The following is a 20,384-nucleotide window of genomic DNA, read 5'->3' on the forward strand; positions in this document are numbered from 1 at the left end:
GCTCAGTTTCCTTGCGTGCGGCGCATCGGGCGGGTCAGACGGCGTTCGACTTGCCGCCACAGAAAGACGAAGAGGACGGTGATCAGCAGATAAAGCGCGGCGGCTTCGAAATAGACGGAAAATTCGAAACTGCGCGAAAAGATCTGTCGCGTCCGTCCCATCAGGTCGAAGACGGTGACGATCGAGGCGAGCGCCGAGGCTTTCATCAGCAAGATCACCTCGTTGCCCAAAGCCGGCCAGGCGATGCGATAGGCATGGGGAAAGGTGACGCGGGCCAGCACCTGCGCCCGGGTCATGCCGATGGCGCGGGCGGCCTCGATCTCTCCGGGCGGCACCGCCTGCAACCCGCCGCGCAGGATTTCGGTCTGATAGGCGCAGGAATTCAGCACGAAGACCAGCACGGCGCAGTTGAACGGATCGCGGAAAAACGACCACAGCCCCAGCGCGGTCAGCTCGGCGCGGAATTGCCCCGAGCCGTAGAAGACCAGAAACAGCTGCGCCAGCAAGGGCGTGCCGCGCATGAAGGAGATGTAGATCCGCAACAGCACCTTGGCCGGGGTGGGGCCATCGAGGCGGATCAGCGCAAGGCCGGGCGAGAAGACGGCGGCCAGCGCGGCGCCAAGGCCGGTCAGCAGCAGCGTCGTTTCCAGGCCGTCGAGCAGTTTCGGCAGATTGGCGGAGAGGCTCTCGATCAGGCTCATCTCAGACCCTCCGCAGGCCGCGGTTCGCCCGCGCCTCAAGCCGCGCCAGCACCAGTTCCGACCCAAGGCACAGGCCCCAGTAGATCAGGCAGGCGGCCAGATAAAAGGTGAAGGGCTGTTTCGTCACGCCGACCGCGACCTTGGTGGCCCGCATCAGATCATCGAGCGCAATGACCGAGACAAGCGCCGTATCTTTCAACAGGTTGAGCCAGAGGTTCCCCATGCCCGGCAGGGCAAAGCGCCACAATTGCGGCAGCTTGATGCGCCAGAACACCTGTCGCCCGGTCATGCCGATGGCGAGACCGGCAAGGATCTGCCCCTCGGGCACGGATTGAAAGGCGCCGCGCAGCACCTCGGCGGCGAAGGCGGCAAAGACAAGGGCCAGCGCGATGACGCCCGCCGCGAAGGGCGGGAAATCGACCGCGCCGATCTGCGGGGCGAAGGCGTCCAAAAGCCGGTTCAGGCCAAGACCAAGCCCGTTGTAGACGATGAACAGCGTCAGGATTTCCGGCATCCCGCGCATCACCGTCGTGTAGCCCCAGCCCATCGCCCGCAGCCCGGGGCGGCGCGAGAGCGAGAGCGCCGCCACGAAAAAGCCCAGCAAAAGCCCCAGCGGCAGGGTGGCCGCCGCAAGTTGCAGCGTCACCCCAAGCCCCGCGAGGAGCTCGTCGCCCCAGCCTTGGGGGCCATATGAGAACAGCGTTTCCATCATCTGCCGCCTCGGCCGGGGCCGTGATCACTTCATCGAATAGATGTCGATCGAGAAGTATTTGTCGTTGATCTTCTTGTAGGTGCCGTCGGCGCGGATCTCGGCCAGGGCCTTGTTCAGCCGCTCGCGCAGCGCGTTGTCTTCCTGCCGCACGGCAATGCCCACGCCCTCGCCGACAAAGGCCGGATCGGTGATCGGCGCACCCGCCAGCTTGCAGCATTTGCCGTCTTCGGATTTCTCGACGAAATCAAGCAGCGGCAGCATGTCGCCCACCATCACGTCAAGCCGACCCGACGCCATGTCGAGGCTCGCCTCGTCCTGGGTCGGATAGAGCCGCACATCGGCATCCGGATACATCTTCACCGCATAATCGGCCTGCGTCGTGCCCGATTGCGCGCCGACGACCTTGCCCGACAGGGTCTCGTTCGAAAATTCGGAAATTTCGGAGTCTTTCGGCACGACATGGGTCATCGCCGCCATGTAATAGGGGTTGGTGAAGGCCACCTGCTGCTTGCGTTCCTCGGTGATGAACATCGAGGCGATGACGAAATCGTATTTCTGCGCGATTAGGCCGGGGATGATGCCGTCCCAATCCTGCGCCACCACCTCGCAGTCGGCGCCGATGCGCTTGCACAGTTCCAGCCCGATATCGAGATCGAAGCCCGCGATCGTGCCGTCGGGCTGCACGAAGTTGAAGGGCGGATAGGCGCCCTCGGTGCCCAGCCGCAGTTTCTCGGCCTGCGCGGCGCCCGTCATCGCGACAAGGGCCAGCGTGCAGGCCAGAAGTTTCGAACGCAGTGTCATGGTGTCTTTCCCCTGTTGGTGGTGGTCATTGCGCGACCGGTGTCAGCGGGTTGCCGACATGGCCGCTGAACGCGCCGTAAAGCCGCGCGATTTCATTCAGACGGGTCTCGGCGCCCTCGCCCAGCGCCAGAAAGATGTCGTTGATCAGAAGGTTGCCCAAAAGCGCCAGATGCGCGGTGGAATCCCAGAACTGGTTCACCTCGGTCGCCACGCTGAAGACCTCGTCGGCGTGATCGGCGCCCCAGCTGCAATAGCGGTCGGTGAAAAGCGTCACCGCAATGCCCCGCGCCCGCGCCTCGCGCGCCAGAACCAGCGCCTGCCGGGCGTAACGACGCGCCTCGAAAATCGCCAGACAGGTGTCTTCGGGCGCGTCGGATTCGGCCAGAACCTCGGCGAAATTGCCCGTCGAAAGATCGACGCCTTGCACCCCGGGGCGGACATATTGCATCTGCGCGGCGAAATATTGCGCCAGACCGCGTTCGGTCTGGAAGCCCGCCACCAGCACCCGCCGGGTCCGGGCAAACCGCAAGGCCACCCGCTGCCAAGCCTCGGTCCGGGCCAGTTCGTAAACCCCCACCAGCCCGCCGATCTCGGCTTTCAGCCCCTGCGAGAGCCGTTCGTCGCGCTGATCCGAGGCACGGCGCAGCGCGTCCAGCCGGTCCTTGATCAGCCAGGGCTGATCGCCGATGTCATCGCGCAGATGGTCCTTGAGATCCTTGAAATTCGCATAGCCGATGGCGCGGCAGAACCGCCCGATGCTGACCTCGCTGACCTGAACCCTGGCCGCCAGCGTCGCCGCCGTCTCGAAGGGCAGGTCCTGAAACTGCGCCAGCATGAAATGCGCAATCGCCCGCATCGACGGCGAGCCGGTCTCGGCGGCCGTCGCAAGCCGCGCACGCAGGGGCTGTTGGTCGGTCTCGGTCAGGGTCGGCTCCGCGAATCAATGTCAGCTTTCTGTCACAAAGACGTCGGTTGCATTTATCTTGCAAGCGCCAAGCCGGGACCGGGGCGGAAAAATCGCGCTCCGGCACGGCCTTTGCCGCGATTGCAGGCAGCGGCGCGCAAACGGGCGCCGCCTGCGAAACCCGATTTCCCGCGCAAGGCGAAGAATATCGCAAGCAGAGCAGGTTGACCTTCCGCCGCGCCGGTCCGATGCTCGCCGCGGGCTGCGGCGCGGCGCCCCTCGCGTCCGATCCCGCCGCAGGCCCCGACCGGGATGGTTTCCACCCCGCTTTTTCCGGCCCGCCGCACCGCAAGCGGCGCCCGGTCCGACACGAAAGGAACGGCAGATGCCCGCACTCGATCACCCGGCATCCGCGATGCTCGACCTCGATTCCGCCCGCCGCCTGGCCTGCGGTCTGGTCGCGCCGATCGGCGACAGCGAAAGCCTCGATCTGGCGCAGGCGACGGGCCGCACCTCGGCCAGCAGCCTGCGCGCCGAGATCGCCCTGCCCCGCACCGCCCGCGCGGCGATGGACGGTTTTGCCCTGCGCACCGCCGATCTCGACGCCGGTCTGACGCTGGCCGTCGCGGGCACGGTCGCGGCCGGGATGCAGGCGCCCCCCCTGCCCGAAGGCGCCGCGCTGCGCATCTTCACCGGCGCGCAGATCCCCGCGGGGGCGGATGCCGTCGTGCCGGTCGAAGAGGTGACCGAGACCGGCGCCGAGGTGCAGCTGACCGCCGCCCCCGCGCCGGGGTCGCATATCCGCGCCGTGGGCTCGGAACAGCCGGCGGGCGGGCTTTTGCTGCGCCGCGGCACCCGCCTTCGGGCGCATCACATCGGCCTTCTGGCCTCGAACGGCGTGGCCCGGGTCGAGGTCGTGCGCCGTCCGCGGCTGGCGATCCTATCCACCGGCGACGAGCTGCACCGGCCGGAGGCCGCAGGATCGGCGCGGGACACGATGCCGGATGTGAACCGGCCGATGCTGATCGCGCTGGCGCAAGGCGCGGGCGCCGAGGTCGACGATCACGGCATCCTGCCCGACGAGGCCGAGGCGACGGTGGCGAAATTCGCCAGCCTGCAGGGGCGCTATGATCTGATCGTGACCACCGGCGCGGTGTCGATGGGCGGGCGCGATCACCTGCGCCCGGCGCTGCTCGCGGCGGGGGGGCAGATCGACGGCTGGAAAGTGGCGCTCAAACCCGGCAAGCCGGTGATGTTCGGCCGTCTGGGCACTGCGGCGGTGACCGGCCTGCCCGGCAATCCGTTCTCGGCGATGGTCGGCTTCACCCTCTTCGTCTCGGCGCAGATCGCCCGGCTGAAGGGCGCGGTTCCGGCGCCGCTGTTCCATTGCGCGGGGCGAGCTGGGTTCGACTGGACCCGCAAGCCGGGCCGGGCCGAGATCTTCCCGATCCGGCTTGGGAACCGGGAAATCGACGGGTTGCCAGTGGTGCACCGTCTGGGCGAGGGCACCTCGGCCACGCTCTTTCCGCTGGCCGAGGCGGATGGTCTGGGCTTCGTATCAGCCGAGACCACCCGGGTCGGCGTCGGCACGCCGATCTGCTGGCAGACCTTCGAGGCCGGAGCCCGCTGAGCGCTCAGCCCGCCGGGCGCACCCGCCCGGCCGAGGCCTCGGTCAGCGGCAGATCGAGGCAGGCCACCGCCCCCAGCCCCTTGCCGGGGCTGGTCAGCGTCACCGCGCCGCCCAGCGCCGAGAGCGTGTTGGCGCACCAATGCAACCCCAGCCCGCCGTGCTTGTCGGTGCGGGTGGAAAAGCCGCGCTCGAAGAGCCGCGCCCCGGTGGCGGCGTCAAAGCCGTCGCCATCATCGGCCAGCGTGACGCTGCAGCGCGCGCCGTCTTCGGACAGGGTCACGCCGATCGCGATCCGGCCCTGCGCCCGGCCGCTGGCAGCGATCGCCTCGGTGGCGTTGACCACCAGATTTTCCAGGATCTGCGCCAGCAGAACCCGGTTGCCGCGCACCTGCAGCCCCGGCGGACAGTCGATCGACAGATCGATCTTCGGCCCCTCCACGAAGCGCGCCGCCGTCGCGGCCCGGCCCAACGCCCGCGTCAGATCGCAGGCCTCGTCGCGGTTCACCCGGGCGGGATCGCGCGGCGCCCGCATCGCCTCGAGCGCCTCGGTCAGGCAGCGCCCCGCCTCCTGCAACAGCGCCCGGGCCTCCGCCCCGCGCTGGTCCCGGTCGGCGTCAAGCGCCTCGAGATAGGCGACCAGGCGCTCTCGGCGGTCCGCGGCGGTCTGCGGATCGGCCAGTTCACGCCGCGCCCGCCCCGCCTCGGGCGGCAGGTCCGGGCGCAGATGACTTGCCAGATCAGCCAGGATCACCCGCACCGGGCTGAGACTGTTGCGCAGGTTGTGCAGCAGCCCGGTCGCATTCTGCTCGCGGCCGAGCGCAAAGGACTGTTCTGCATGAGAGAGCCGCAAGGCTTCGAGTTCCGAAGCCATCGCATTGAATTCCCATTGCAAGGCGCCGATTTCATCGGTCCGCGGCGGGCCCTCGAACGGCACCAGCTCGCCCGCATGCCGGATCCGCACCACATGCTGACGAAAGGCGAGGATCGGTGCCAGAACCTGCGTGGACAGCCGCCGCCCGAGCAGCGCCATCAGCGCCGCCAGCAGGCCCAGCAGCGCGACGACGGTCAGATCGCGCAGCCGTTCGCCCGCAGCGAGCACAAGCCGCGGCAGCTGAAAGCGCAGCATCGCCACCGGCGGGCCGTCCGCCATCGCAACGGGAACCGCGACATCCAGCAGATCGTCCGCGCCGAGCACCACCGGCACCGTCGAAAAATCCGAGAAATCAAGCCGGACCGGAACCTGCAGGGTCTTTGCCAGGGTCTCCGCCTCGATCAGATGCAGGAAGACCAGAACCCCCTCGGGCGTGCCCGACCCGTCGCTGCGCCGCACCGGGGCGCTGGCGACGGTGTAAAGGCGCCCGCCCTGCTGCCAATAGCCCGCCGAGGCGGTCTTGCCATCGCGCGAGGGCTGCAGCGCCATGGTATCGACATCGGCCAGGAAGGTGGCGGCCAGATCGGGGTCGGGCGCCTCGGTCTCGGGATCGAAACAGAAGGCGCGTTGTGCGGACCGGTCCAGCCGCACAAAGGCGGCACAGGAGATTTCGGCATTGACGAAGGAGATGGCGTTGATGTTGCGGTCTTCATAAGCGCGGTCGAAATTGCGCAGATAAAAGAAGGTCTCGTCCCAAAGCCCCCAGTCAAGCACATGCGCCTCGTTGGCGACAAGATCGGCACTCAGCGCCGCCCGGGCGCGGTCGACGTCCCGACCGATCTCGGCGCTTTCCAGCGTGCCGAAGCTGCTCTGGATCATCACGCCAAGCACCACGGCAAACAGCGTCGCCGCGCTGATGCCGATCGCCGTCAGCTCGAAGATCAGGGCGGCGCGGAGGCTTTTGGCGCGCAGTTTGGGCAGACGCAGGCGCATCGCGGCGCCTTACCCTGCGGCGCTGCGGGTCGGCCCGACCCCGGAGGCGGAGAGAACGCGGTCCACCGCCTGACCCTGGCCGAACAGGAAGCCCTGCAGATGCGTGCAGCCGAGCTGGCGCAACACATCGCGCTGGCTGATCCGCTCCACTCCCTCGGCGACGATGTCAAGGCCCAGCCCCGCGGCCAGATGCGACAGGGCGGTGACGATGGCGGCCGAGGGGCGGTCGCGGTCCATCCCCTCGATGAAACTGCGGTCGATCTTGATCGCATCGACGGCAAGATCCTGCAGATGGGTGATGCTGGAGGCGCCGGTGCCGAAATCGTCGATCGCCACCCGGAAGCCCTGGGCGCGAAGGTCGTCGACGATCTTGCGGCTTTGCCGGGCATGCGCGCGCAGCGTGCTTTCGGTCACCTCGATCTGGATCAGCGCCGGGGCAAGGCCGTTCTGCCGCGCCTCGGCGGCGAGGCGCGCCACGAAATCCTGGCGCTGGAATTGCCGCGGCGAAAAATTGATCGCGGTGAACTTTCCCGGCCAGCCGCGGGCATCGCGCAGCACCCGTTCCACCACCCAGTCGCCCAGAAGCAGCGTCACCGGGCTTTCCTCGGCGATCGGCATGAAGACGCCGGGCGGCACGGTGCCGTAATCGCGGCTGTTCCAGCGCAAGAGCGCCTCGTAGCCCACCACGTCCAGCGTGTCCGAGGCGACGATGGGCTGGTAATGGATCGACAATTCCTCGCTGGCGAGCGCGTAGAACAGCCCCGCCTCGATGCGCTGGCGAAACTGCTGGCTGGCGTCGAGCTGCTTGTCGAACACCCGCACCGTCTGGCCGCCATCCTGTTTCGCGGCGAACAGCGCCAGATCGGCAAAGCGCATCAGATCGGCGGCATCGCAATCGGGATGGCACGAGCCATCGACCAGCCCGCAGGAGGCGCCGATGAACACCGAATTGCCGAAAACCGAGAAATCCCCCGAACAGGTCTCCAGAAGCCCCTGACAGGTGGCCACCGCCGTCTCCCGGTCGATCCCGGTCAGCAGCACGCCGAATTCGTCACCGCCCAGACGCGCCACCATCGTCCCCTTGGGGGCGCGGGCGACAAAGGCGGCACAGGCCATGCGAATCACCTCGTCGCCCGCGTCATGGCCGAAGGTGTCGTTCACATGCTTGAAATGATCGAGATCGAGGAAGGCGACGAAAAGATCGTTCGTCCCGGCCTCGAGCCGTTCGATCAGCCGGTTCTGAAACGCCATCCGGTTCGCCGCGCCGGTCAGGAAATCATGGCTGGCGATGTGCTGGGCGCGGGCCTCGCTCGCGGCCAGTTCGGCGATCTTGGCGCGCAGGAACATCAGCTGCCGGGTGTCGTTGTCCCATCTTTCGCACAGCGCCCGGGCCATCTGCCGCACTTCATCGGGCTCGAAGGGCTTGCAGATGTAAAAGATCTTGTCAGCCGGCCCGGCCACGGCGGCGATGTCGGTCACCGAATGGTCCGACCAGGCCGAGACGATGACGATATGCAGATCGGGATCCAGCGCGCGCAACCGGCGGGCGGTTTCCTTGCCGTCGATCCCCGGCGGCATCCGCACATCGACGAAGGCGACCTTGAAGGGCATGCCCTCCTGCAGCGCCCGCGCCGCCAGCTCGACGCCTTCCAGCCCTTGCGCCGCAAAGCTGACCTCGACGGCCGGGGCTTCGCCCGATGCGGCCTGCGGCACTGCGGCGCCGAACAATTCCTCGGCCAGCGCATCGGCGCGGGACACGGGACGGGAGGTGGCGGGGCTGGAAAACAAAAGGCGATAGGCGTCGCGAACGGCGGCTTCGTCATCGATGACGAGAATGGTCATGCGGCCCTCCCGAAGGGTTTGGGCAGACACTAGCGGCAAGTCGTTAAGGATCGGTTTGCCCGGTCAAGCACGGCGTTCAGCCCGCCAGAACCTTGCGAAACCGCGCCAGAACGATCGCCACCGCCACCGCCGCCATGCCCGCCATCACCGCCATTTCCGGCCAGACAAGCGCCAGCCCCGCGCCGCGGTAAAGCACCGCCTGCGCGAAGATGACGAAATGCGTCGCGGGGGAAATCGCCCGCATCGTGACCTGCAGCCAGCCGGGCATCGATTCCAGCGGCGTCATCCCCCCCGACAAAAGGATCATCAGCACGATCACCGGAATGACCAGAAGCCCGAACTGCCCCATCGTCCGGGTGAAGGACGCCAAAAGCAGACCAAGGCTGGCCACCGCCACCACATAGATCGCCGCCCCGCCGGCATAAAGCGCCAGCGAGCCCGCCACCGGCACGCCCATCGCGCCCTCGACCACCACGACAAGGCTGAAGAGCGACGCCAACAGGATCACCGCCCCCGAGGCGAGGATCTTTGCCGCGACGATCTCGTGCGGGCGCACGGGCATCACCAGAACATGCTCGATCGTGCCATGTTCGCGCTCGCGGATCATCGAGGCGCCCGACAGGATCAGCATCAGGATGGTGACGTTGTTCATCAGCTGCATCACCGCGCTGAACCAGCTCGAGGTCAGGTTCGGGTTGAAGGCGTTGCGAAACACCACCCGGACCGGATCGGCGCTGGCCGCGCCGGGGGACAGCGCGGCGGAAAGCTCCTGCGACAGGGTCTGGCGCAGGAAACTGGCGCCATTGCCCGCCTGCGCCACCGCCGTCGCATCGACGAGGATCTGCAGCGTGACATCCCGCCCGGCATGCAGGTCGCGCTCGAAATCCGGCGGGATGGTCAGCACCAGGATCGCCTCGCCCGCGCGCTGGGCGGCGGCGGCCTCGGTCGCGGTCATCGGCACCGGCTCGGCGAAAAGCGGCGGGCGGATCGCATCGGTCAGCCGGGCGGAAAGCTGGCTGCGGTCCTCGTCCACCACGGCGGTGGCCAGATGATCAACCTCGGTGCTGGCGGCGTCGGACACCAGCCAGACCGCCAGCGTGAACACGTAAGCGATCAGCACCAGCATGACCCGGTCGGTGCGGATCGCCCGCAGTTCCTTGCCGGTCAGCCACAGAATGTTGCGAAGGCTGCGCATTCACCGCTCCTGCTTGGGAAGGGACAGGATCGCCAGCGCCAGATAGGCCGCCGCGAAAAGCCCAAGGACGGCGGCGGCCGAAAGCGCCTCGGGCCAGCCGAAGCCTTTCAGGAAAGCGCCGACCGAGACCGGCTGAAACCATGCGCCCGGAAAGGCCAGACCGAAGATCCGCCCGCCTTCGCCCAGAGACGACACCGGCACGATCAGCCCGGAAAAGTTCACCGTGGGGATGATCGCGACGACGGCGGTGGCAAAGACCGCCGCCACCTGCGTCCGGGTGAAGGCCGAGATCAGCTGGCCAAAGCCCGTCGTCGCGGCGACATAGACGAGCGCGGCAAAGCCCAGCGCGGGCAGGCTGCCCGAGAGCGGCACGCCAAAGACCGTCACCCCAAGCGTCACCAGCACCCAGAAGCTGACCCAGGCCAGCGCCAGATAGGGCAGCTGCTTGCCGACCAGAAACTCGATCCGGCTGACCGGGGTGGACTGGAAATTCGCGATCGTGCCGGTTTCCTTTTCCCGCACGACGCTGACCGCCGCCATCACCGCGGGCACCAGCATCAGGATCAGCATGAGCACCGAGGGCACCATGGCATTGGCGCTTTCAAACGCCTGATTGAACAGATAGCGGGTCTCGAAACCCACCTTGGCCGTGCGCCCGATCCCCTCCTCGGCGGCGATCTTGTCGCTGAAATCCTGCAGCACGCCAAGGGCATAGCCCTGCGCGGTCTGGGCGCGAAACGGCATCGCGCCGTCAAAGGTCAGACCGATTTCCGGCACGGCGCCGCGGTGCAGATCGCGCCCGAACCCCTCGGGGATATCGAGCGCGAGCGTCACGCCCCCCAGCCCCATCCGGCCCTGCAGCTCGCTCGGGCTGGCAAAGGGTGCGGCTTCGGCGAATTGCGGGATCGAGGTGAACCCCTCGGTCAGGCGGCGGCTTTCGGCGCTTTGATCCTGATCCAGCACCGCGAAGGACAGCCGGTCGACGTCAAAGGAAATCCCGAACCCCATGGCGAGCATCAGGATGACGGGGCCCAGAAGCGCGAAGAACAGCCGGATCGGATCGCGGGCCAGTTCCAGCGTCTCGCGCCAGGAATAGGCGTAAAGCCGGGTGAGGGCCGCAAGCCCCCTGCCCTTCGGCGCCGCGACGGGCGCGGGCATCCGGGCCTCGGGCGGGGCATCGTCGGTATCGCTCTCGGCCTCCAGCACGGCGATGAAGGCGGCTTCCAGCGTGTCCGCGCCGCGCCGGGTGACGATCTCGGCGGGCGTGCCCAGCTCCAGCACGCGCCCCGCATGCATGAGCGAGATCCGGTCGCAGCGCGCCGCCTCGTTCATGAAATGGGTCGAGATGAAGATGGTCACGCCCTTCTCGCGCGAGAGCCGCATCAGCACCGTCCAGAACCCGTCGCGCGCCACCGGATCGACGCCCGAGGTGGGCTCGTCCAGGATCAGGATCGGCGGTTCATGGATCATCGCGACGGCCAGTTGCAACCGCTGCCGGATGCCCAGGGGCAGGCTTTCGGGCATCGCCCCGGCGACCTCGGCCAGATCGAATTCGGCCATCACCTCGGCCACGCGGGCCGCGCGCCGGTCGGGCGCGACGCCGTAAAGCCGCGCATGCAGGATCAGGTTTTGCCGCACCGTCAGCTCGCCATAAAGCGAAAACGCCTGCGACATGTAGCCGATGCCCAGCCGCGCCGTCATGTCGGACCGGCCCAGTTCGCGGCCGAACAGCTTCGTCACCCCCTCGGTCGGGTCCAGAAGCCCGGTCAGCATCTTCATCGTCGTGGTCTTGCCGCAGCCGTTCGAGCCCAGAAAGCCGAAGATCTCGCCCTCGGGGATCGAAAAGCCGACGTGATCGACCGCGGTGAAGGCGCCGAAGCGTTTCACCAGCCCCTCGGCCTCGATGGCGATGCGGCCCTGATTTGCGGGGCGGGGCAGCATCGGCACCGGCGCGTGCCGGGCGCGGATTTCCGCGGGCAGAAGCGCAACGAAAGCCTCTTCCAGACTTTGCGCCCCGGTGCGGGCGCGCAGATCGGCGGGCGTGCCGGTGGCGATGACCCGGCCTCCGTCCATCGCGGCGATCCAGTCGAAGCGGTCGGCCTCTTCCATATAGGCGGTGGCGGTCAGCACGCTCATGCCGGGCCGGGTGGCGCGGACGCGGGCGATCAGTTCCCAGAATTGCCGCCGGGACAGCGGATCGACGCCGGTCGTGGGTTCATCCAGGATCAAAAGGTCCGGGTCATGGATCAGCGCGGCGCAAAGACCCAGTTTCTGCTTCATCCCGCCCGAGAGCTTGCCCGCCGGACGGTCGGGAAAGGGCGCAAGGCCGGTGGCGTCGAGCAGCATCGCGATGCGCTCGGCCCGTTCGGCCGCGCCCTGACCGAAGAGCCGCCCGAAGAACTGCAGGTTCTCGGTCACCGTCAGCGTCGGATAAAGGTTCCGCCCCAACCCCTGCGGCATATAGGCGATGCGCGGCGCGACGGCGGCGCGGTGGGCGCGGTCGGCCATCGGCCCACCCAGGCTTTCGACCCGGCCGGTCTGGCCGCGCCGCACCCCGGCCACCAGTGCCATCAGGGTCGATTTGCCGACGCCATCGGGGCCGATCAGCCCGGCCATCACGCCTGCGGGAATATCCAGCGTCACCGCGTCAAGCGCGCGCACCGCGCCGTAGCGATGGGAAACGCCAATCAGCCGGGCGACGGGCTGCATCGGCTTACTCGGGCAGCTTCACCGCCAGATCGGCGGGCCAGGGCGTGTCGGGCGTCGCGCGCACGAAACCGATGCCGCGCACGCCGACCTTGACGCTGTCGGCAAAGCGCAACAGCAGATCGCGCGGGATCGCCAGCTTGACGCGGAACACGAGGTCCGCGCGCTCGGTGCTGGTTTCGACCGATTTCGGGGTGAATTGCGCTTGGGGTGCGACGAAACTGACCCGCGCCGGGATCACATATTGCGGCACCGGGTCCAGCACCAGCCGCGCCTCGTCGTTCAGCGCCAAGGTGCCCACGACCGCGGCGGGCAGATACAGCACCATGTAAACATCGGTCAGATCAAGCAGCGTCACCACCGGGGTTCCCGCCGCGATCACCTCGCCCGGCTCGTGCAGCCGGTACAGCACCCGGCCACGCAGGGGCGCGCGGATCACCAGATCTTCCAGCGCGATCCTTGCCTGTTCGCGGCTGGCTTCCGCGGCCGCGATCAGCGCGGTGGCGTTTTGCACCTGCGCCCGCGCCGAGGCGAGCGAGGCCGCCGCCGCCGTCGCCCCGTTCACCGCATCGTCCAAGGCCGCCTGCGCCGCGTGGCCTTCGGCATGCAGCGTGGTGACCCGGGTCCGGGTTGTCACCGCCACGTCGAGCGCGCTTTGCGCCTGCATCACCGCCGCTTCGGCGCCCGCCTTGGCCGCCTCGGCCTGCAGCACCGCCGCCTCGGCCGCCAGCAGTTTCGCCTGCGCATCGCGGTCATCAATCCGCGCCAGCACCGCCCCCGCCTCGACCATCTGCCCCTCGGCGGCCGTGACCTCGGTCAGGCGCCCGGCATATTTCCCGGCAACATCGATGCTTTGCGCCTCCAGCCGCCCGTTCGAGGCGGTCACGCCGGTCTGATCCCCCGCGCCTTCAAGCCGCGACAGCAGCCCGGCAAAGGGCGATTGCGCCTGCGCGGGCAGGCCAAGGGCCAAAAGCAGCACAAGGGCGAGGCGGCAGGCGGCAGGCAGGGACATGGCTTCAGCTCCGAAACGACTCTGAACCGTATGGTTCACCTGTGGCGGGGCGGCGTCAAGCGCACAGTGCGCCCCGGACGGGCGGGGCAGCGCGTATTTGCGCCAAGAAGAAACGGCGGTGGCAGGGGCGCGGAAACGCCCCTGCCGGCCATGCTCAGGCGGCGGCCGGGCTCTTGCGCCGCGTGAACATCGCATTCGTCAGCCGGAAGAAGAGCGGCACGAAGAAGATCGCGAGCCCCGTCCCCGTCAGCGTGCCGAAGAGCGTGGTGTAGCCGATCGCCTCGCGCGCGCCCGCCCCCGCGCCGGTCGACAGGATCAGCGGCACGACGCCAAGGGTAAAGGCCAGCGAGGTCATCAGGATCGGGCGGAACCGAAGCCGGGCGGCCTCGACCGCGGCGGTCAGCGCGTCTTCGCCAAGGCTGCGCATCCGCTCGCGGGCGAATTCGACGATCATGATGCCGTTCTTGCCGGTCAGACCGACGACGGTCAGCAGCCCGACCTGGAAATAGACCCCGTTCGCCTGACCGCCAAGCCAGGCGCCCAGAAGCGCGCCGATGATGCCCACCGGCATCGCCAGAATGACCGCCACCGGAATGACCCAGCTTTCATAAAGCGCCGCAAGGCACAGGAAGACCGCGGCGAGCGAGAGCGCATAAAGCGCCATCGCGCCGTTGCCCGCGTCTTTCTCCTCCAGCGACAGACCCGACCATTGCAGGGCAAACCCGGGCGGCAGTTGCTTGGCCAAGGTCTCCATTTCCGTCATCGCCGCGCCCGAGGACAGGCCCGGCACCGGCGAGCCCTGGATCTCCATCGCGGGCAGCGCGTCATAGCGCACGATCTGCTGCGGCCCGTAGACCCATTTCTCGGTGGCAAAGGTCGAGAGCGAGACGAAATCGCCATTCGCATTCGGCACCCGCCAGAGCGCGAAATCGGCGGGCGTCGCGCGGGCCCAGGGTTCGCCCTGCACATAGACGCGCTTCACCCGGCCTTCATGCAAGAAGTCGTTCACATAGGCCGAAGACCAGATCGTGTTCAGGAAATCGCCGACATCCGCCGCGGTCAGCCCCACCGCCCCCGCCTTGGCCCAGTCGATATCCAGACGGAACTGCGCCGCATCCTCGACCCCGTTCGGGCGCACGGCCATCAGTTTCGGGCTTTGCCCGGCCATGCCCAGAAGCTGGTTGCGGGCGGCCAGAAGCTCTTCGTGGGTCTGGCCCGAGCGCGCCTGCAGGAAGGCGGTGAAGCCGTTCGAATTGCCCAGTTCCAGCACCGGCGGCGGCACGATCGGAATGACGATCGCTTCCTTGATGCCGCCCATCAGCGGCCCGAAGGCCCGGCCCGCAATCGCCTGCGCGCCGTTTTGCGGGCCTTGACGGTCTTCCCAGTCCTTCAGCTTGATGAACATCATCGCCATGTTCTGGCCTTGGCCCGCAAAGGAGAAGCCGACGACGGAAAAGAGCGCGTCGATATTGTCCGCCTCGGCACTGCGCCAGTAGCCCTCGACCTGTTCGACGACCTTTTTCGTCTGGGCCGCGGTGGTGCCCGAGGGGGTCTGAACGAGCGTCATCAGAACGCCCTGATCCTCGTCGGGCAGAAAGGCGGTGGGGGTGCGGACATAAAGCGCGCCCATCGCCGCCACCAGACAGGCATAGACGACCAGACCCTTGAGCGGATTGGCGACGACCCAGCGGGTGATGCCGCCGTAGCCATTCGTCAGCCGCCCGAAACGGGTCTCGAAATGACCGCCGAACCAGTTCGCGAAACCGCCCTTGGCCTCGGCATGGGGTTTCAGGATCGTGGCGCAAAGCGCGGGCGTGAAGACCAGCGCGACCAGAACCGAGAGCCCCATGGCCGAGACGATGGTGACCGAGAACTGCTTGTAGATCTCGCCGGTCGAGCCGCCAAAGAAGGCCATCGGCACGAAGACGGCAGACAGCACCAACGCGATGCCGACCAGCGCGCCCGAGATTTCCCCCATCGACTTGCGGGTGGCGTCGCGGGGCGACAGGTGTTCTTCCGCCATGATCCGCTCGACGTTCTCGACGACGACGATGGCGTCATCGACCAGAAGCCCGATCGCCAGAACCATGGCCAGCATGGTCAAGGTGTTGATCGAAAAGCCGAAAGCCGCCATGACGCCGAAGGTGCCCAAAAGCACCACCGGCACGGCAAGCGTCGGGATCAGCGTCGCGCGCAGATTGTGCAGGAAGACGAGCATCACCAGCACGACCAGCACGATCGCCTCGAAAAGGGTCTTGATCACCTCTTCGATCGAGAGCGTGACAAAGGGCGTCGTGTCATAGGGAATGACGTATTCCATCCCCGAGGGGAAATAGGGCGCCAGTTCCGCCAGCTTATCCTTGACCAGCTTCGCCGTATCGAGCGCATTCGCCCCCGAGGCCAGCTGAATCGCCATCCCCGCCGAGGGGGTGCCGTTGTAAAACGCATTGATGTCATAGGTTTCCGCGCCCAGCTCCACCCGCGCCACATCGCGCAAGAGCACCAGCCCGCCATCGGTATCGGCGCGCAGCACGATGCGCTCGAAATCCGCGGGCGTGGTCAAGAGCGATTGCGCGGTGATCGTCGCGTTCAGCATCTGCCCCTCGGGCGCGGGCAATGCCCCGAACGACCCGGCCGAGATCTGCGCATTCTGCCCCTTCACCGCGGCGATCACCGCGGCGGGCGCCATGTCATAGGCCTTGAGCTTGCCCGGATCGAGCCAGATCCGCATCGCATGTTCCGAGCCGAAGACGGTGACCGCGCCGACGCCCTTGAGCCGCGAAAAACTCTCGACCATCGAGGCGTTCATGTAATCGGACAGCTCGACCGAGGACCGCGACTTGTCGGGCGAGATCAGCGCCGCCACCATCAGGAAGCCGGTCGTCGATTTCTCGACCGTCACGCCCTGCCGGGTGACGGTTTCGGGCAGGCTCGCCTCGGCTTGCGCCAGCTTGTTTTGCACCTGCACCTGCGCGATGTCGGGATCGGTGCCCAGCGCGAAAGTCAGCGTGATCGTCGCCCGCCCGGTCGCGGTGGTGTCGGATTTGATGTAGCGCAGCCCGTCCAGGCCGGTCATCTGCTTTTCGATCACCTGCACCACGGTATCGGTGACGGTTTCCGCCGAAGCGCCCGGATAGGCGGCGGAAATGACGACGGCGGGCGAGGCGATCGAGGGATATTGCGACACCGGCAGGCGCAGGATCGCAAGCGCCCCCACCCCCATGATCACCAGCGCGATGACCCAGGCGAAGATCGGCCGGTCGATGAAGAAACGTGCCATGTTATTGCCCCTCGGCCGGAACGACGGTCACCGGCGCGCCCGGCCCGGTCTTCTGGAAGCCCGAGGAAATCACCTGATCGCCGTCTTTCAGCCCCCCGGTCACGATCCAGTCAGAGCCGCGCGCGGTCGCCACCGTGACCGGCTTTTGCGCCACCTTGCCCGCTTCGACGACCCAGACATAGGCCCCGCCCGAGGGCTCGCGCATCACCACGTTTTGCGGCAGCGCAAAGGCGCCCCGGGCCAGCGCCTGCGGCAGGTCCACCTCGACATACATGCCGGGCAGAAGGATGTGGTCGGGGTTCGGGAAGCTCATCCGCAAGGTCACCATGCCGGTCGTCGGCTCCACCCGCGGCTCGGCCGCTTCCAGCTTGCCCTTGATCGGATAGACCGAGCCATCGGCCAGGATCAGCCCGGCCTCGCCCAGCGCCCGCATCGCCCGGCCCTCGGGGGTCGAGGTCAGGCGCAGGATGTCGGTCGCCGATTGCGTCACGTCGACATGCACCGGATCGAGCGCCCGGATCGTCGCCAGCGGGCTGGCCTGTTGCGCCGCAACCAGCGCCCCGGGCGTCGCCTGCGTCAGCCCGATCACCCCGGCGATCGGGGCGCGGATCGTGGTGCGGTCAAGCTCGATCGTGGCGCTTTGCAGCTGCGCCTCGGCCGCCTGCACCGCCGCATCGGCCGCCGCCCGCGTCGCCACCGCGGAATCGCGGTTCTGCGCCGAGCCGGCCTTCGAGGCGAACAAGTCGAGCGCCCGTTTTTCTTCCAGCACCGCCAGATCGCGCGACGCCTTGGCCTGCGCCACCGCGGCTTTCGCGGCGGCCACGGCGGCCAGATAGCTGTCATCCTCGATCTTGTAGAGCGGCTGGCCCTCGGTCACCGGGACGCCCTCCTCGAACAGCCGCCCGCGCAGGATGCCCGAGACCTGCGGGCGCACCTCCGCCTCGATCGAGGCCTTGATCCGGCCAGGCAGACGGGCGTTCAGCGTCAGATCCTGCGCATGGGCGATGACGGTGGTGACGGGGGCCGGGCCCTGCGCCTCTTGCGCAAGGACGGACGTGGGCAGCAGCAGCAGCAAAAGCCCGAGCGATTTCGGAAACGACATGGGAAACCTGTCTGAAGGGGGAAGGGTCAGCGGATCCCGCCCGCGGCGGCAATGCTGAGGGTGATGAAATCGGCGGCGCGGCTCCATTCGGCCGAAGCGCGGCTTTGTTGTGCCGAAAGGTAACTGCGTTCGGCGTCAAGGACGGCCATGAAGTCGCCCTCGCCCAAGCTGTAATTGGTGCGCGACAGCTCCAGCGTCTCGGCGCTGGTGTCGACCAGATGCGCCTGCGCGGCGATGTTGCGACCATCGCGGTTATAGGCGGCCAGCGCGCTTTCGACCTCGTCGATGGCGGTCAGCACGGCCTTTTCCCAGGCCAGTTTCGCCTGCACCGCCCGCGCCTCGGCGCCGCGCAGGTTCGCCCGGTTCGCGCCGCCGGTGAAGATCGGCAGATCAAGCGCGGGGCCGACCGCCCAGTAGCGAATGGTGCTGGCGTCGCGCAGATGGGTCGGCGTGACCGACCCCGAGAGCGTGACCGAAGGATAGAAGGCCGCCTTGGCGACGCCGATGTCATAGACCGCGGCGGCATAATTGCGTTCGGCCAGACGCACGTCGGGACGGGCGCGCAGCACATCGGCGGGCACGCCGACGCTGGCCTTGAAGCGCGGCCGCGGCTGACCCGCGCCCTTCGTCAGCTGCGGGCGCAAGGCCGAAACCGGCTGCGCCGTCAGCGTCGCCAGCGTCACCAGCGCCTGATCGAAGGCGGTCTCATAGCCCGGCAATTGCGCCTCGCCCTCGGCCACCAGCTGTTCCGCCTGCAGCAGTTCAAGCCGCCCCGCGGAGCCGCTCTCCACCTGCGCCCGCGTCAGTTCCAGACTTTTGCGACGGCTTTCCAGGGATTTGCGCGTCAGCGCGATCGAGGCCTGCTGATAGCGCAGCTCCGCATAGGCCTGGGCGATCGCGCCTTCCATCACCAGCCGCGCCACATCGGCCGAGGCATAGGCCGCATCCAGCCGCGCCGAGGCCGCGGCGCGACCCGCCCGGTTCGCCCCGAACAGATCCGCCGTCCAGCCCACCGAAAGCGCGCCCGAGCGGGATTCCGTCACGCCCGCGCCGGTGGTGTTGCCGCGCGTGCCCTTCACCGTGCCCGAGAGCTGCGGCAGATCGGCCGCGTCACTGCCCGCAACACTCGCCCGGGCCTCCTCGATCGCCGCGATGGCCTGCAGCACATCAAGGTTGCGCGCCTGCCCCGCCGCGATCAGCTGATCCAGCGTCGGATCGCGGAAGGCCGACCACCACGGCCCCGCGGCCTGCCGCCCCGGCGCCGCCGCGTCGAAACGGGCCGGGCCCTTGGCCACCGGCGCCGCATAGTCGACCTGCGCACAGCCCGCGAGCACCGCCGTCGCCCCCAGAAGAAATCCCCGCCGCCCGATCCGCGCCATGCCCTGTCCTTCGCATTTGGGTCCGACCGACCGGACCGACTGATCCGGGTTTACATACATGCGCGTATGTTTGTAAAGAGGGCAGATGCAAGGCTTGACCGAGGCCATCCAAGGCGAAACAAGGCGGCAGGAGCGGTGGGCGGGCCCATCGGGGAGACAGCACGGATGCGGCGCAGCAAGGCGGACGCGGAACAGACGCGACTGAACATTCTCGACGCGGCGGAACGGCTGTTCTGCACGCGCGGCATCGCGCAGACGACGCTGGAGCAGATCGCCCGCGAGGCGGGCGCGACGCGGGGCGCTTTCTACTGGTATTTCAAGGACAAGTCGGATGTTCTGAGCGCGATTTATCAGCGCTACGAGACGCCCCAGCTGTGCCGGATCGAAACCGCCGCCGCGGGCGAATTGCCCGATGATCCGCTGGAGGTCCTCGCGGTGACCGGCGCCGAATATCTGGCGATGGTCGAGAGCGATCCGGTGCAGCAGCGGCTGCATCTGATTCTGATCTCGGGGACGCCGGGTGACGATGCCGCGGCCTGGCGCGAATCGAAGAATGCGGAAATCTACCGGCTGCTCTTGCGGCTGATGGAACGCGCCCGCGACGAGGGGCGGATGAACGCGGATCTGACCCCGCAAGAGGCGGCGGTCGCGCAGATGGTGTTCATGAACGGGCTGATCGGCGAATGGCACCGCTCGGGTCAGGCGTTTTCGCTGCACAAGACCGGCACGAAGCTGCTGAACCATCTGATCGGCTCGATGCGGCGCAAGCCCGCCCCCGAAAGGACCGCCCCCGAAAGGACTGAGGCATGACGATTTATGTGGATGCCGACGCCTGCCCGGTGAAGGCCGAGATCGAGCGGGTCGGCACAAGGCACGGCATGCGGATGGTGGTGGTGTCGAATGGCGGCATCCGGCCCTCGCCCCATCCGCTGATCGAGACGGTGATCGTCGCGCAGGGCCCCGATGAGGCCGACAAATGGATCGCCGAACGGGCCGGGCCAGGCGATGTCGTGGTGACCTCGGACATTCCGCTGGCGGCGAAATGCGTCGCGGCCGGGGCGCAGGTGCTGCGCCCGACCGGCGCGCCGCTGACGGCGGACAATATCGGCAATGTGCTGGCCACCCGCGATCTGATGGCCGATCTGCGCGCCGCCGATCCGTTCCTGCAAGGCCGCGGCGGCGGCTTCACCAAGGCGGACCGGACGCGGTTTCTGGACGCGCTCGAACGCGTGCTGCGCAAGATCCCCCGCTGAGGC

The 20,384-nt window shown here is 67.8% G+C and carries 15 protein-coding genes; 3 read left to right on the plus strand and 12 right to left on the minus strand.

From position 1 onward, the window contains the following. Positions 1-2 precede the first annotated feature (2 nt). From FBT96_RS12730 to FBT96_RS12745, 4 genes are read right to left on the minus strand one after another with little or no spacing between them, the layout of a single operon-like run. A complete protein-coding gene (locus FBT96_RS12730) occupies positions 3-701 on the minus strand; it encodes an ABC transporter permease (protein ID WP_136907218.1) in 699 nt (232 codons plus the stop codon). Between the two features lies 1 nt (position 702). After that, positions 703-1,410, minus strand: a complete 708-nt coding sequence (locus FBT96_RS12735; protein WP_136907261.1) for an ABC transporter permease — start codon at positions 1,408-1,410, stop codon at positions 703-705. A 27-nt stretch (positions 1,411-1,437) separates the two neighbouring features. After that, complete coding sequence (locus FBT96_RS12740) at positions 1,438-2,214, minus strand: ABC transporter substrate-binding protein (RefSeq protein ID WP_136907220.1); 777 nt, start codon at positions 2,212-2,214, stop codon at positions 1,438-1,440. Positions 2,215-2,239: 25 nt separating this feature from the next. After that, entirely contained in the window at positions 2,240-3,070 is an 831-nt protein-coding gene (locus tag FBT96_RS12745; RefSeq protein ID WP_169583429.1) for a MurR/RpiR family transcriptional regulator, read from the minus strand. 433 nt (positions 3,071-3,503) lie between these two features. Here FBT96_RS12745 and FBT96_RS12750 point away from each other — a divergent pair, with 433 nt between their 5' ends. Further along, positions 3,504-4,748 carry a molybdopterin molybdotransferase MoeA gene (locus tag FBT96_RS12750; protein WP_136907223.1) on the plus strand — a complete coding sequence of 415 codons (1,245 nt, stop codon included), beginning with the start codon at positions 3,504-3,506 and terminating at the stop codon, positions 4,746-4,748. A gap of 4 nt (positions 4,749-4,752) precedes the next feature. Here FBT96_RS12750 and FBT96_RS12755 read toward each other — a convergent pair whose 3' ends face one another. The 8 genes from FBT96_RS12755 to FBT96_RS12790 form a co-directional block, all read right to left on the minus strand. Continuing rightward, positions 4,753-6,612 (minus strand): sensor histidine kinase, encoded by a 1,860-nt coding sequence (locus tag FBT96_RS12755; RefSeq protein ID WP_136907225.1) that lies wholly within the window; start codon positions 6,610-6,612, stop codon positions 4,753-4,755. A 9-nt stretch (positions 6,613-6,621) separates the two neighbouring features. Beyond that, entirely contained in the window at positions 6,622-8,454 is a 1,833-nt protein-coding gene (locus FBT96_RS12760; protein WP_136907226.1) for a putative bifunctional diguanylate cyclase/phosphodiesterase, read from the minus strand. Between the two features lie 76 nt (positions 8,455-8,530). Then, positions 8,531-9,649, minus strand: coding sequence for an ABC transporter permease (locus FBT96_RS12765; RefSeq protein WP_136907228.1), 1,119 nt, complete (start codon positions 9,647-9,649; stop codon positions 8,531-8,533). Continuing rightward, positions 9,650-12,358 (minus strand): ribosome-associated ATPase/putative transporter RbbA, encoded by a 2,709-nt coding sequence (gene rbbA, locus FBT96_RS12770; RefSeq protein ID WP_136907230.1) that lies wholly within the window; start codon positions 12,356-12,358, stop codon positions 9,650-9,652. 4 nt (positions 12,359-12,362) lie between these two features. Continuing rightward, positions 12,363-13,367 (minus strand): HlyD family secretion protein, encoded by a 1,005-nt coding sequence (locus tag FBT96_RS12775; RefSeq protein WP_136907232.1) that lies wholly within the window; start codon positions 13,365-13,367, stop codon positions 12,363-12,365. A gap of 154 nt (positions 13,368-13,521) precedes the next feature. Beyond that, positions 13,522-16,647 carry an efflux RND transporter permease subunit gene (locus tag FBT96_RS12780; RefSeq protein ID WP_136907234.1) on the minus strand — a complete coding sequence of 1,042 codons (3,126 nt, stop codon included), beginning with the start codon at positions 16,645-16,647 and terminating at the stop codon, positions 13,522-13,524. Between the two features lies 1 nt (position 16,648). Further along, the gene (locus FBT96_RS12785; protein WP_136907236.1) at positions 16,649-17,749 is read right to left on the minus strand and encodes an efflux RND transporter periplasmic adaptor subunit; all 1,101 of its coding nucleotides are present in this window, start codon (positions 17,747-17,749) and stop codon (positions 16,649-16,651) included. Between the two features lie 26 nt (positions 17,750-17,775). Further along, complete coding sequence (locus FBT96_RS12790) at positions 17,776-19,188, minus strand: efflux transporter outer membrane subunit (RefSeq protein ID WP_249306481.1); 1,413 nt, start codon at positions 19,186-19,188, stop codon at positions 17,776-17,778. Between the two features lie 105 nt (positions 19,189-19,293). On the opposite strand from FBT96_RS12790, the gene FBT96_RS12795 reads away from it, so the two are divergent. Together FBT96_RS12795 and FBT96_RS12800 are read left to right on the plus strand one after the other, a co-directional pair. Further along, positions 19,294-19,938, plus strand: coding sequence for a TetR family transcriptional regulator (locus FBT96_RS12795; protein WP_169583431.1), 645 nt, complete (start codon positions 19,294-19,296; stop codon positions 19,936-19,938). Further along, the gene (locus FBT96_RS12800; RefSeq protein ID WP_136907241.1) at positions 19,935-20,381 is read left to right on the plus strand and encodes a YaiI/YqxD family protein; all 447 of its coding nucleotides are present in this window, start codon (positions 19,935-19,937) and stop codon (positions 20,379-20,381) included. Before FBT96_RS12795 ends, FBT96_RS12800 begins: the two co-directional genes overlap by 4 nt. Positions 20,382-20,384 lie beyond the last annotated feature (3 nt).

The organism is Rhodobacter capsulatus (assembly GCF_005144475.1).
Taxonomy (GTDB): Bacteria; Pseudomonadota; Alphaproteobacteria; order Rhodobacterales; family Rhodobacteraceae; genus Rhodobacter; species Rhodobacter capsulatus_C.

Coding starts and splice junctions, on each gene's coding strand:
- FBT96_RS12730 (WP_136907218.1), bottom strand. CDS start 701: ATGAGCCTGATCGAGAGCCTCTCCGCCAATCTGCCGAAACTGCTCGAC.
- FBT96_RS12735 (WP_136907261.1), bottom strand. CDS start 1,410: ATGGAAACGCTGTTCTCATATGGCCCCCAAGGCTGGGGCGACGAGCTC.
- FBT96_RS12740 (WP_136907220.1), bottom strand. CDS start 2,214: ATGACACTGCGTTCGAAACTTCTGGCCTGCACGCTGGCCCTTGTCGCG.
- FBT96_RS12745 (WP_169583429.1), bottom strand. CDS start 3,070: ATGCGGGCGATTGCGCATTTCATGCTGGCGCAGTTTCAGGACCTGCCC.
- FBT96_RS12750 (WP_136907223.1), top strand. CDS start 3,504: ATGCCCGCACTCGATCACCCGGCATCCGCGATGCTCGACCTCGATTCC.
- FBT96_RS12755 (WP_136907225.1), bottom strand. CDS start 6,612: ATGCGCCTGCGTCTGCCCAAACTGCGCGCCAAAAGCCTCCGCGCCGCC.
- FBT96_RS12760 (WP_136907226.1), bottom strand. CDS start 8,454: ATGACCATTCTCGTCATCGATGACGAAGCCGCCGTTCGCGACGCCTAT.
- FBT96_RS12765 (WP_136907228.1), bottom strand. CDS start 9,649: ATGCGCAGCCTTCGCAACATTCTGTGGCTGACCGGCAAGGAACTGCGG.
- rbbA (WP_136907230.1), bottom strand. CDS start 12,358: ATGCAGCCCGTCGCCCGGCTGATTGGCGTTTCCCATCGCTACGGCGCG.
- FBT96_RS12775 (WP_136907232.1), bottom strand. CDS start 13,367: ATGTCCCTGCCTGCCGCCTGCCGCCTCGCCCTTGTGCTGCTTTTGGCC.
- FBT96_RS12780 (WP_136907234.1), bottom strand. CDS start 16,647: ATGGCACGTTTCTTCATCGACCGGCCGATCTTCGCCTGGGTCATCGCG.
- FBT96_RS12785 (WP_136907236.1), bottom strand. CDS start 17,749: ATGTCGTTTCCGAAATCGCTCGGGCTTTTGCTGCTGCTGCTGCCCACG.
- FBT96_RS12790 (WP_249306481.1), bottom strand. CDS start 19,188: ATGTATGTAAACCCGGATCAGTCGGTCCGGTCGGTCGGACCCAAATGC.
- FBT96_RS12795 (WP_169583431.1), top strand. CDS start 19,294: ATGCGGCGCAGCAAGGCGGACGCGGAACAGACGCGACTGAACATTCTC.
- FBT96_RS12800 (WP_136907241.1), top strand. CDS start 19,935: ATGACGATTTATGTGGATGCCGACGCCTGCCCGGTGAAGGCCGAGATC.